The sequence below is a fragment of the Candidatus Omnitrophota bacterium genome (assembly GCA_016929445.1).
Taxonomy (GTDB): Bacteria; Omnitrophota; Gorgyraeia; order JAFGIU01; family JAFGIU01; genus JAFGIU01.
This window is the reverse complement of record JAFGIU010000069.1, coordinates 1-11,568: the sequence shown is the minus strand read 5'-3', so window position 1 is coordinate 11,568 and position 11,568 is coordinate 1. Positions and strand designations below refer to the sequence as shown.

Below are 11,568 nucleotides of genomic sequence, written 5' to 3'. Positions count from 1 at the left end.
TGCGATACGGTGAGGACGGCCGAGAGAGCACAACGCAGCAGTACCGGTCGTTTCCGGCATCTTTTGCCGGAGACTCGTGCAATATCCTGGCTAACCCAGGCATCCCCTCAACCAGGCCGCATAAGTCCCGGAAGCGCAGTCGACCGGAAGAGCGAGGAACTCAGGGATCTCATACCCATGGCTCTCGTTCAAGGCGTTTTCCAGAGCCTCCAGATGCCCTGCCGTGGTCTTGATCAGCATCAATGTCTCTTCAGCCCGGGCCAATTCCCCTTCCCACCAATAATGGGATTGAACTCCCGGAATCAGATTCACGCAAGCAGCAAGCTTCTCTCCCAAAAGGTGCGATGCAATCTTCTCACCCTCTTCCCGGGAGCCTGCAGTCACCATCACCACCCGGAGATCTTCCGCAGGCTCAATCACTGAAGGCTCCCACATTGCGGACACTCCGCAAGCTCGGATTCGTTGTGGACCAAAAAGGCGTACGCACAAATCCGGCATTGCTTGGTGAAAACCGGGACCTCCAGCATCTTGGAAACCGGCTTGACAGACCGTTGCATGAACCAAAGTAAAAGGACTGCCACGCAGCCAAAGATCAGCAATACACTCAGAAGGACATTGAGATCAATGTACAACGCAGGCATCACTTGAGCTCCAGATTAACGGTGAGCACGCCTCTTTGGGAAGAGGCCCCGGAAGCCAAATCACTCACAAAACGCCAGCGTCGCAGGTAATGGATGATGGTGGAATCCACCCACGGATGGCCCGAGGACTCGAGTAAATCCACGTTTGTTACCAAACCTGAAGGAAGCACGGTCATCGCGACTCGAGTCGCAACGTGTCCTTCGGTCTCCACAGCCCAAACGCCCAGATCCGGCGGCGGAGGTTTGTGCAGCAACGCCCTGCCTGCCAAATCACCTTCAATCTGGGGAGGCGCGCTTTCAAAGGCCAAAACAGGCAGCCGGCCTGTCGAACGCGGTTGAATCCGGTCCCCTGCCTGGGGCTGCAGAATCACCCTCATTGCGCGCACCGGAACCGTCTCTTGGGCCGGGCGCATCAGTTCATCCACCGTTCGATTTTCCACAAAGGGCTCCGGCCACCAGCTCTGCAACCACATGGAGTCCGGGTGCTCGGGCGGACTGAGAAGCCCGGTTGCATCCTTGCTCTCGGAACCCAACCGGACATCGGAACTTTCCAGAATGGCTCCCAAAAAAGAGAGTTCCATCGACCTTCTAACAGGAAAGTGTTCCCGCAAAAGAACCGGATGCACCACCAGGACCACTGCTAGGTGCACTATCCCCGAGAGCAGTAAGAATCTCGGCAGAACACGCATGGAGCTACCTGAGCTCCTGGTTTGTGGCAATATGGACTTGCGATATCCCGCCACGCCGGCAGGTATCAAAAACCTCGACCACCCGGCCTAATGATGCCGCCCGGTCTGCCTTGATCACAACCGCGCGTTCTCCCTTGGAGCTCAAAGCGCCCAAAGCCTTTTCCAGGGATTCCAAGGTCTCGATTTGCCCATCCACGTAAAGCAGGTTGTCCCGGGTTACCAAAATCACCGTCTCCTGCATCTGTACCACGTCACTGGTAACTGCCTTAGGCAAATTTATTTGAATTGCCGACTGTCTGACAAAGGTTGAAGTCAGCATAAAGAAGATCAATAACAAAAAGATAACGTCCACAAGAGGCGCCAGCCCAATGTCGATCGGCCGGGTTGGAATGGGTCTTAACCGGCCACTCCCGAAGATCCGGAAATCATCGCTCAAACGTAGACCTCCTTCTCAGATAGCAGGTTAATGACCGATGCCCCGCTTCTATCCATCTCCATAATCATTTGATTGGCCCGGCTCGTAAAATAGTGATAAGCAACAAAGGTCGGGATCGCCACCATCAAACCAGCCATGGTGGTAATGAGGGCCTGGCTGATACCGCCGGCCAAATCCCCGGGGCTCACCGGATAGAGGGCACTGGCCTTTTCTTGAATCACCTGAAACGCACTGATCATGCCTGCCACTGTACCTAAAAGCCCCAACAAGGGGGCAATCTGGGCAATGGTGGAGAGAATGCCCAGATTCTTGTTGAGACGCGGAATCTCCTGCATCCCGGCTTCCTCAACGGCCTCACGCATCTCCTGCCGGGATCGATCGTGTTTAAGGACCGCGGCTTTCACCACGTGCGCCACTGGTCCCGAAGTACGTTCGCAAATATCAATGGCCTCCATCAATTTGTTTCTCTGAAGACGTGAGACCACATCCTCCAAGAATGAGGGGGTGTTGATAGTCGCACGCTGCATATGGTAAAGACGCTCCAAAATAACCGCCACGCTCAACACGGAACACAGCAGGATGGGGATCATGATCGGTCCCCCTTTAATCATCAAGTCAATCATCAAACCCCTCCTCGCGATCCTGGTTTTTACGTATCCACCCCAGCCTCTCAGATGCATAGGCAGCCAGCTCTACATCACCCTGAACGAGCTTCTGGTACATATTCGTTGCCTGCTGCCACTGGGACCTGTCCTCAAATATCTGCGCCGCACGTAATCGCGCACGACTCACCCAGGCCTCCTGCTGGGGATAGAGATAGTCTACCTTCAAGTAGGCCAAAAGAGCATTATCCAGATTTCCCATCCCCTCGTAACAATCCCCGATGCGATACTGCAGCTCAGGCGCAAGGGCATCCGGCGCCTCTTTGAGAGCATCCTGCAGCATGCCTACAGCATCTTCCAACCGGCCCCGATCCTGAAAGAGCTGGGCCAACTGGTTCTGGGCCATGGCCTCAAAACGCGTGCCCGGGTAATTCGTTTTCACCCAAACATACTGGTCTTCGGCAAAATGAAGGTCTCCATTTTCCTTGGCAAGCGAAGCGGCCGCCATTGCAGCCTCGGGGGCCAAAGGACTTCCTGGAAATTCCTGGGCCAAACCCACAAAGATTTCCTGGGCCTCCTGCTGATTTCCCTCCTCCACAAAGCTCCAGGCAATCCAATAGAGGGCATCGTCCACTAATTCGTGACGCGGCCCTTCGTTCAGCAGTTGATCAAAGGCCTCGCGCGCCTCTGCATAGAGTCCCCGGTTGTATTTCTGCTCAGCCAGCCAAAAAAGACAGTCTTGGCGCAAAGGCGACTCGGGAAAGCTATTCACATGATCCTGAAAAATCGCGAAGGCTAAGTCCTCAAATCCCTGATGATGTGCAGTCCAACCCATCTGGTAGCTTGCAAGTTCGCGGGATCGAAGGCTCGGGGCGCTCCGGAAGACTTGCTCGTAAAGCACCGCGGCGGCCTTGTATTCCCCCCGGTTAAACAGACAGTTCGCCTGTTGAAAGCGCGCCTCCCACACAAACAAACTCTCCGGGTACTCCTGCACTAGACGAGCAAAGTGCTCCTGTGCACGCTCGTAATCCCTCTTTTGGTAATACGCCGCTCCCAGGCGAAAGAGCGCGTCGTCGATCCAAGAGCTAGCCGGATAATTTGCCAAAAGGCTTTTGAAGGCCAGAACTGCGGCATCAAACTTTTCCTGTTTGAGCAGGGCCCAACCCAAGTAATACTGAGCCTGATCCGCCAAATAACTTTCGGGAAAATCTTTCAGCACCTGGTCATAGGCATGCACCGCGGATTCATATTCCTCTTGGTCAAAGTACGCCTCTCCGATACGACACCATGCGCTCACCCTGAGAAGTGCGTCAGAACCGGAGTCAGCCACCTTTTGAAACAAGCTCAGCGCCTCCTCCATCTCACCCAGACGGGTCGCGGCCCAGCCCATCTGATAGCGCAGCTCATTCTTTAGCGCCCCCATTGGGTCGGGGCACAGGGCCAAACCCTTTCTGAAAGATTCCGCGCTCTCGGCGTACAGCTCTTTCTTGTATTGCATCTGTCCCAGGGTCAGTGCTGCTCGAGCCCTCCACTCTGAGATCTGTTCCGAATTGAGAAGTCGGCGCAAATAATCAATCGCTTCCCCATCGCGGCCCAGATCTTTCAAACAGGATGCTATCCCGTAATCCAGACTATCTTCCGGCAAGGAGGCAGCAAACAGCTGTTTCGTCAGCTCAAAGAGTTCCAGACTCTCTTCAAAAACCCCGGCCTTGTAAAGGGCCCAGGCTCCGGAATAAGCCGCATGAGGCGCCCACTGTTGCCTGTCAGGGGCGTCCAGACAGGCCCGGTAAGCATTTGCCGCATCCACGTAGCGTCCCATCTCTTCGTAACAACTGCCCAAATGAAAAAGGGCCTCTGCCGTATGCACGGTATTCGGAACCTTTGCCAAATATTCTTCCAAGTCCGCCGCAGCCGCAGCCCAGTTACCCAAGTGAAAGAGACACTGCGCGCGTTTAAAACGCACGTCCCACAACAAGTCCAGGTTACTCAGACTGCCTTCCAGCAATGAAAATTGCTCATAAGCCCCGGCAAAGTCACCCTCCAAAACATAGGTCCAAGCGCGGCTATACTGGGCATGCTGTGAAATGGGCAAAGTGGGAAAAGCCTCAGTGACTTTGTCATACCACTCCCGCGCCTTCCTAAAATCCTTGTGATGCACGTACACCTCAGCCATCCAATACATAGCCCCCGAACGAATTTCATCAGGATTATCTTTCCGGTCCAGAAGAGCTTCCAGTCGATGAAGAGCCAGCGCATACTTTCCAAGATGCATATAACTCTGCGCCAACATCAGGACAATCTCGTTTTGCTCCGGCCGGCTCATGGGATTGTTGAGGAGTTCTTCAAATTGCCGCGCAGCCACTTCATAAAATCCGTCGTTGAATGCCTGGCGCGCAAGATAAGGATCTGCCTCGGATTGCGCCCAGCATAAAGCGCTTGAGACAAGACCGAGGGCACAAACAGCCAGAATACAATCGCTTAAGATTCCTGGCAGCCAAGCAGCTCGTGCGATATGGGTTCTACACATGGACAGGACTCGCGTTTGTTTGCCTCGATGCCGTGCTTTTCTTGCCCCTTGCCAGTACAGCAGCCAAGAACTTTCCTGTATGTGAAGCGTCCTTGGAAGCCACCTCTTCGGGGCTGCCCTTGGCAACCACTTTTCCCCCAAGATCCCCGCCTTCCGGCCCCAGATCGACAATATAGTCAGCGGTCTTGATCACATCCAGGTTGTGTTCGATCACCACCACACTATTGCCCGCGTCGACCAGCGCATGTAATACCTGCAGAAGTTTTTCCACATCCGCAAAGTGCAAGCCCGTCGTGGGTTCATCCAGAATGTAAAGAGTTTTTCCTGTGGCTGTTTTGCTCAACTCGGAAGAAAGTTTCACACGCTGGGCTTCCCCTCCCGACAAGGTGGTCGCGGGCTGTCCGAGTTCAATATAACCAAGGCCCACATCACAGAGAGTCTGAAGCTTTCGCCGGACTGCGGGGACATTGGAGAAAAGCACCAAGGCTTCCTCCACGGGCATTTCCAAAATATCCGAGATATTGTGTCCCTTATATTTAATTTCCAAGGTCTGTTGGTTAAAACGCTTGCCCTTGCATACCTCGCAATGCACATAGATATCCGGCAAGAAGTGCATTTCAATCTTCTTGAGACCATCGCCTTGGCAGGCTTCGCAGCGCCCGCCCTTGACATTAAAGCTGAATCGCCCGGCTTTGTAACCGCGCACGCGCGCGTCCGGCAACTTGGTCATCAAATCCCGGATCGGGGAAAAGAGCCCGGTATAGGTCGCAGGATTGGAGCGCGGCGTCCGGCCTATAGGAGACTGGTCGATGACAATCACCTTATCCAATTGATCGATCCCTTCAATCCCCTCGTGCTTACCCGGTTTAAGGCGCGACTGGTACAAGCGCTGGGCCATCGAACGGTAAAGTATCTCATGCACCAGCGTGCTCTTCCCCGACCCCGAAACACCGGTCACGCAAGTAAGCACACCCAACGGAATGGGCACATCCATTTTCTTGAGATTGTGTTCCGCAGGTTTCTTGATCACAATCCGGGGTTGGCTGCGGTAAGGCCGGCGCTCCGCCGGTACGGCGATAGAGCGTTCATTCCTCAAAAACTGGCCCGTAATGGAGTCGGGGCACGTGAGCACGGCCTCCAGCGGGCCTGCAGCCACCAAATAGCCTCCGCGCTTGCCCGCGCCCGGTCCCAGGTCAATCACGGTATCGGCTTCCCGAATGGTCTCTTCGTCGTGCTCTACAACAACTACGGTATTGCCGATATCCCGCAGAGAGCGTAAAGTCGACAGCAATTTCGAATTGTCCCGCTGATGCAGGCCAATGCTCGGCTCATCCAATATGTAGAGGATACCCACCAATCCCGACCCAATCTGTGTCGCCAACCGTATCCGCTGAGCTTCTCCGCCGGACAAGGATCCGATAATGCGATCCAGGGTTAGGTATCCCAAACCCACATCCAGCATAAACGTGAGCTTTCGGACAATCTCTTTCACCACAGGCCCGGCAATCTCCTTCTCGGCCGCGCTCCACTCCAGTTGATTGAAGACCCTATGCGCCTCTTCCACAGAAAGCCGCACGACATCAGAAATTGCTTTTCCCCCGACCAACACGGCATTCGACTCCTTGCGCAAACGCGCCCCTCCGCATTCATGGCAGGGCAACGTGCTCATGTACTTGCCGATTTCGTGGCGCATATATTCGCTTTCCGTCTCCTTGATGCGGCGCTCCAAATTAGGAAGCACTCCTTCGAAAGACGGCAAACCGCCCCTGGCACTCTTGGAATTACCATAGAGAATGAGATCGCGCACCGGTCCGGGTAAATCTTCGAATGGGGTATCCAAATCAAAACCACAGGCCTGTGCCAATCGTCTTAGACTCCTGCGGTAATAAAGGACCGCTCGTTTACCTCCGCGCCTCCAAGGCAAGATGGCCCCTTCCTTGAGTGTAAGCGCCGGGTCACCCACCACCAGCTCCGGATCAAATTCCATCCGCACGCCCAAGCCGTCACAAGTCGGACAAGCCCCAAAGGGGCTGTTAAAAGAAAACATCCTCGGTTGAAGCTCCGGCAGGCTCACCCCGCAGTCCGCGCATCCAAGTTGTTCGCTAAACAAAATTTCCTCTTCTTCTTTTCCCCCTCCGCCGGCTCCCAAGCGATGCACGCTGATCAGTCCCTTGCCCACCTTGAGCGCCGTCTCCACAGAATCCCCGATGCGCTTGGAAGCGGACTTATTGACGCTTAAACGATCCACCACCACCTCAATGGTGTGAACTTTCTTCCGGTCCAAGACAATGGAATCACTGAGATCGCGAATCTCCCCGTCAATGCGCACCCGCACAAAGCCGGCCTTCTGCGCTTGGCTGAGAAGACTTTGATATTCACCTTTGCGACCGCGAACCAACGGCGCCAGGATATGGATCCGCTCCCCTTCGGTGAGTTTTAGGATACGCTCGATAATTTCTTGGGAACTTTGCGGCCGGATCGGCTTGCCGCACTTCCAACAATGCGGTTGGCCTGCGCGCGCGTAGAGCAGGCGGAGATAGTCGTAGACCTCAGTTGCCGTGGCTACTGTGGACCGGGGATTACTTCCGGCCGTGCGCTGTTCAATGGCAATCGCAGGCGGCAACCCGTCGATGTGGTCGACATCCGGTTTTTCGAGTTGAGCCAAAAATTGGCGGGCGTATGCGGAGAGGCTTTCAACATACCTGCGCTGTCCCTCAGCGTAAAGCGTGTCAAAAGCCAGGCTGGATTTTCCCGAGCCGGAAAGACCGGTGATGACCACCAGCTCATTTCTAGGGATCTCAAGATCGATTCCTTTTAGATTGTGCTCGCGGGCTCCGCGAATGCTGATCGTGGATTTTTCTGACATGGCTGAACTCAAGTTCCCACGCGTACTGTGTCAAAATACTCGCGCAAACAAGCCTCAGCGGAAAGAATGGCAATCTGGCTTGTCTTGGGATTTTCCGGGGATGGAAAGGACCCGACTTCCAGGCTGAAGCGCCCAAAACCTCCGCTCACCTCGAGCTGGTGCACGTTCTCCCTGGTACCCGGCACGGCAATAATCCGGACTCGCGGCTCGGTCTGCCCACCCGTCGCCAAATAGAGCGTTGCGGCCACATTGACATTCTGAGGAAAGGCCTTGGCAGCCTCGCTGGCATTTCCTTCAAAGACAGTGGTCTCTTCAGAAATCTCGAGCAGTTTTTCCGGCGCGATTTTTAGTCCGGGCGCGCCCACCAAGGCTCTGGCCGGCTTGCGGGTGGTGAGTGCAATCTGAAAATCCTTCTGTCCTGCCAGGGCTTTTACCCCATCCAGGGCGCAAAGCCCGCCGCTGGGCAGCAAAAGTCTCGAGCCTTTGGCCCGCACCTCGTTCAGAAGCTCGGGTCGAGACAGAAGCCCCGCGCTGCTCAAACACAAGAGATCCTTGGCCCCACGCAAACACTCCTCCAACACAACCGGAGCCGCGGCAGCAGAGGCGGCTTCAATCACAAGATCACAGCGAGCGACCAAGTCCGCGAGCCCCAGAACCTCGCAGGAAGCTCCCAGTGCCCCGGCCAATTCCCGAGCCCTTGTTTCCGCGGCATCACACACCGCGATCATGCCCGCACAAGGGCCCAGGGAATCCCGGACAAAGCACGCTAAGGATCTTCCGATCGCGCCACAGCCCACCAATCCGACTCTGGCGCGTTTAATTTCAGGGATTGAGCTCATTCGGAACTATTCGTCCTCGCTATCCGCCTGCAGCTTGAGTTCTGCGATCTGATTTTTTTCGTCCACAAAGACCAGCTTGGGACTATGCGTACGCGCTTCACGCGATTCCATCAAGGCATAGGAAATGATGAGCAACTTGTCGCCGACCTCTGCCCAGCGCGCCGCGCCCCCGTTCATACAGATAGTCCCTGAGCCGGGCTCCGCTGCAATCACATAGGTCTCCAAGCGCTGTCCGTTATTCACATTAACAATCTGAACCCGTTCAAAGGGCATAATGTCCGCGGCTTCCAAGAGGCCCGTATCAATCCCGATGCTTCCCCGGTAATGAATGTTGGCTTCAGTTACAACCGCGCCATGCAATTTCGATTTACACATGCTGCGAAGCATGTCTCTATGGCCTCCTCGTAAGGATTCACCCCTGAATCCGATGCACCACGATATTGTCAATCAAACGTGTCTTTCCCAACCAAACCGCTGCTGCCAGCAAAATTCTCTGAGTCCGGCCCTGCACCGGACTCAAGTCCCCGGCGTCCACTGCCTCCAAATAATCAATCCGCATTTGCGGCGCCTCTGCAGCCCATAGGCGCTTGGCCCGGCGAAGAGCCACAGCAGCGGTTGATCCCTCCTTCAGGGCTTTGGCCGCTTCCCTGAGGCCTCTCCTCAAAGCCGGAGCCACCTGCCGGTCAGGCGCGGAAAGATAGGCATTGCGAGAACTTAAAGCCAAACCGTCGTGTTCACGCACCGTGGGCAAGAGACAAACCTGAACCGGCCAGTCCAGATCCCGCACCATACGGCGCAAGAGCAAGGCCTGCTGGTAATCCTTTTGCCCCAAATAGAGCCGGTCCGGCTGCACCAGGTTAAGTAACTTGGCCACGACCGTGCTCACACCGCTGAAATGGCCGGGCCGGGACTTCCCGCAGAGAGGCTGCTGCAGCAGCAAAACCTCAACCCGGGATTGAAATGCCGCAGGATACATCAATTTGTCCGAGGGCGCAAACAGCAGATCCGCCCCGGCACCCGCAGCCATATGCCTGTCCTGAGCCAAGCTCCCCGGGTAGCGCCCCAAGTCCTCCTTAGGGCCAAACTGCAAAGGATTGACATACACACTGACAATGACCAGATCATCACGTTTCCGCGCAGCTCGAATCAACGAGAGATGGCCTTCGTGAAGCGCCCCCATGGTGGGGATAAACCCGACACTGCGGTCCGCACAACGCGCCTGACGGACCTGGTCGCGGAGTCCCTTGGGACTCCGGATTACACGCATGACTCCAAGCGCTCCAGAAGTTCGTCCGCTTCAGGCAGCAATTCCCTCAGAGGCTCCATCACAAAGGGTCTTTCCGCCATCCGGGGGTGAGGAACCTCCAGACCGGGCAGGACAATCCGCTCCTCGCCGTAAAACAGCAAATCCAAATCCACAGTGCGCGGACCATTGGGTAGTTCCCTTACACGGCCAAGTTGAGTCTCCACCCAACGCAAGACTATCAACAAGGCACCGGGGCTGAAACCCGTCTGGAGCTCCGCAACCCCATTCAAGAAAGGACCTTGACGAGGCCCGCCCACAGGTTCTGTTTCCCGCAATGCGGAAACACGCAGCACCTCAACCTCGGGAGGACGGTTCAAGAGCTCCAAAGCCTGTCTCAAATAGGCCTCCCGGTCTCCCAAGTTCGACCCCAATCCAATGAAGCACCGGACGCGTTCTACGGACTCAGCCAACTTGCCTCTCTCCAAAGCACTGCGCAATCTCCTCAACCCCGGCCAAACGCTCCACGGCCTTTTCCAGCAATGTTTCTTCCACGGTCAGTGCAAAACGAATATATCCTTCGCCGAATTTTCCAAAACCATTCCCAGGAGTCACAACCAAATCCGCTTTGTCCAACAGAAGCTTGGCCACTTCCGCGGAACTCCCTAATCCCTTGGGCACAGGCACCCAAACATAGAAGGTCGCCTTTGGATTCGGCGCATCCCAGCCCTGGGCCCTAAGGCCTTGCACCAGGCAATTCCGCCGCCTTGCGTAAGCAACACAGGATTGTTCAATAAAGGACTCGCCCAACGCCAGCGCTTCGAGTCCTGCCAGTTGAACCACCTCAAAAATTCCGGAGTCCACATTGGATTTCATTTGCCCCAAGGCAGCCAATGCTTCCGCATTCCCGCAAACCCACCCCAAACGCCAACCCGTCATGTTAAAGGTCTTGGAAAAAGAGTGGAACTCGATCGCCGTTTCCTTGGCCCCGGGGACTTGCAAAATGCTCGGCGCCCGGTATCCGTCATAACACATTTCAGAATAGGCAGCGTCCTGGGCAATCAGGGTCCCGTATTTGCGAGCCCGGTCCACCACCTCTTCAAAAAGACCCAGTTCACAAGCCGCACCCGTCGGGTTATTAGGGTAGTTGAGATACATCAGAGGGCTGCGCTCCCAAGCTTTGTCCGGGATCTTGTCGAGCTCCGGCAAAAAAGCGTTCTCGATTTTGAGCGGCACGGCAATGGGCTCTGCCCCGGCCAGTATGGTGGTGTTCGCATACAGCGGGTAGCCGGGATCCGGTACCAAGGCCGCATCCCCTGGATTGAGAAGAGCCCAAGCCAAATGAGAAATCCCCTCTTTGGAACCGATCAAAGGCAAAATCTCGGTTTGAGGATTGAGTTCCACCCCATAGCGCTGCTGCATCCAGCCGGCTATCCCCCGGCGCAACTGAGGAAGCCCCGCATCCAGCGCATAATGATGGTATTTGGAATCCTGGGCTGCTTTGGAGAGCGCATCGACAATGGGCTGAGGAGTGCCCTGATCCGGATCCCCGATCCCTAAATCAATGATGGGTTTGCCTTCCTCCTTGGCACGGCGCTTGGCCTTGTCAATTTCAACAAAAAGATAGGGCGGCAACTGGATGAGCCGCTTGGCTTTCCTTGAATTCGCAGACATACTATCCCCCCAACACGTCTTTCATGCTGTATAGTCCGGGGCTTTGCTCAT

Annotated in this window: 12 protein-coding genes; all 12 read right to left on the bottom strand. The window is 55.5% G+C overall.

What is annotated here, in order from left to right; genetic code table 11:
* Nucleotides 1-90 precede the first annotated feature (90 nt).
* The 12 genes from JW937_06175 to JW937_06120 all read right to left on the bottom strand — a co-directional run bounded on the left by JW937_06175 (nt 91) and on the right by JW937_06120 (nt 11,517).
* Complete coding sequence (locus JW937_06175; GenBank protein ID MBN1586996.1) at nt 91-387, bottom strand: divalent-cation tolerance protein CutA; 297 nt, start codon at nt 385-387, stop codon at nt 91-93.
* Nucleotides 388-416: 29 nt separating this feature from the next.
* Entirely contained in the window at nt 417-641 is a 225-nt protein-coding gene (locus tag JW937_06170) for a hypothetical protein (protein MBN1586995.1), read from the bottom strand.
* Nucleotides 641-1,222, bottom strand: a complete 582-nt coding sequence (locus JW937_06165) for an energy transducer TonB (protein MBN1586994.1) — start codon at nt 1,220-1,222, stop codon at nt 641-643. The genes JW937_06170 and JW937_06165 overlap by 1 nt, the downstream gene beginning before the upstream one ends.
* A 112-nt stretch (nt 1,223-1,334) precedes the next feature.
* Nucleotides 1,335-1,766, bottom strand: a complete 432-nt coding sequence (locus tag JW937_06160) for a biopolymer transporter ExbD (protein MBN1586993.1) — start codon at nt 1,764-1,766, stop codon at nt 1,335-1,337.
* A complete protein-coding gene (locus tag JW937_06155; GenBank protein MBN1586992.1) occupies nt 1,763-2,389 on the bottom strand; it encodes a MotA/TolQ/ExbB proton channel family protein in 627 nt (208 codons plus the stop codon). The genes JW937_06160 and JW937_06155 overlap by 4 nt, the downstream gene beginning before the upstream one ends.
* Nucleotides 2,382-4,895 (bottom strand): tetratricopeptide repeat protein, encoded by a 2,514-nt coding sequence (locus tag JW937_06150; GenBank protein ID MBN1586991.1) that lies wholly within the window; start codon nt 4,893-4,895, stop codon nt 2,382-2,384. Before JW937_06150 ends, JW937_06155 begins: the two co-directional genes overlap by 8 nt.
* Nucleotides 4,888-7,761 (bottom strand): excinuclease ABC subunit UvrA, encoded by a 2,874-nt coding sequence (gene uvrA, locus JW937_06145; protein MBN1586990.1) that lies wholly within the window; start codon nt 7,759-7,761, stop codon nt 4,888-4,890. The genes JW937_06150 and uvrA overlap by 8 nt, the downstream gene beginning before the upstream one ends.
* Before the next feature lie 8 nt (nt 7,762-7,769).
* Nucleotides 7,770-8,600: a DUF108 domain-containing protein gene (locus JW937_06140; GenBank protein ID MBN1586989.1), complete on the bottom strand. Its 831-nt coding sequence runs from the start codon at nt 8,598-8,600 to the stop codon at nt 7,770-7,772.
* A 6-nt stretch (nt 8,601-8,606) separates the two neighbouring features.
* A complete protein-coding gene (locus JW937_06135; GenBank protein MBN1586988.1) occupies nt 8,607-8,987 on the bottom strand; it encodes an aspartate 1-decarboxylase in 381 nt (126 codons plus the stop codon).
* A 25-nt stretch (nt 8,988-9,012) separates the two neighbouring features.
* Nucleotides 9,013-9,867 carry a pantoate--beta-alanine ligase gene (locus JW937_06130; protein MBN1586987.1) on the bottom strand — a complete coding sequence of 285 codons (855 nt, stop codon included), beginning with the start codon at nt 9,865-9,867 and terminating at the stop codon, nt 9,013-9,015.
* Nucleotides 9,858-10,316, bottom strand: a complete 459-nt coding sequence (folK, locus tag JW937_06125; protein ID MBN1586986.1) for a 2-amino-4-hydroxy-6-hydroxymethyldihydropteridine diphosphokinase — start codon at nt 10,314-10,316, stop codon at nt 9,858-9,860. Before folK ends, JW937_06130 begins: the two co-directional genes overlap by 10 nt.
* Complete coding sequence (locus JW937_06120; protein MBN1586985.1) at nt 10,309-11,517, bottom strand: LL-diaminopimelate aminotransferase; 1,209 nt, start codon at nt 11,515-11,517, stop codon at nt 10,309-10,311. Before JW937_06120 ends, folK begins: the two co-directional genes overlap by 8 nt.
* Nucleotides 11,518-11,568: the final 51 nt, after the last annotated feature.

Excerpts from the sequence above, each read along its gene's own strand:
- JW937_06175 (MBN1586996.1), bottom strand. The coding sequence starts at position 387 with ATGGTGACTGCAGGCTCCCGGGAAGAGGGTGAGAAGATTGCATCGCAC.
- JW937_06170 (MBN1586995.1), bottom strand. The coding sequence starts at position 641 with ATGCCTGCGTTGTACATTGATCTCAATGTCCTTCTGAGTGTATTGCTG.
- JW937_06165 (MBN1586994.1), bottom strand. The coding sequence starts at position 1,222 with ATGGAACTCTCTTTTTTGGGAGCCATTCTGGAAAGTTCCGATGTCCGG.
- JW937_06155 (MBN1586992.1), bottom strand. The coding sequence starts at position 2,389 with ATGATTGACTTGATGATTAAAGGGGGACCGATCATGATCCCCATCCTG.
- JW937_06150 (MBN1586991.1), bottom strand. The coding sequence starts at position 4,895 with ATGTGTAGAACCCATATCGCACGAGCTGCTTGGCTGCCAGGAATCTTA.
- uvrA (MBN1586990.1), bottom strand. The coding sequence starts at position 7,761 with ATGTCAGAAAAATCCACGATCAGCATTCGCGGAGCCCGCGAGCACAAT.
- JW937_06140 (MBN1586989.1), bottom strand. The coding sequence starts at position 8,600 with ATGAGCTCAATCCCTGAAATTAAACGCGCCAGAGTCGGATTGGTGGGC.
- JW937_06135 (MBN1586988.1), bottom strand. The coding sequence starts at position 8,987 with ATGCTTCGCAGCATGTGTAAATCGAAATTGCATGGCGCGGTTGTAACT.
- JW937_06130 (MBN1586987.1), bottom strand. The coding sequence starts at position 9,867 with ATGCGTGTAATCCGGAGTCCCAAGGGACTCCGCGACCAGGTCCGTCAG.
- JW937_06120 (MBN1586985.1), bottom strand. The coding sequence starts at position 11,517 with ATGTCTGCGAATTCAAGGAAAGCCAAGCGGCTCATCCAGTTGCCGCCC.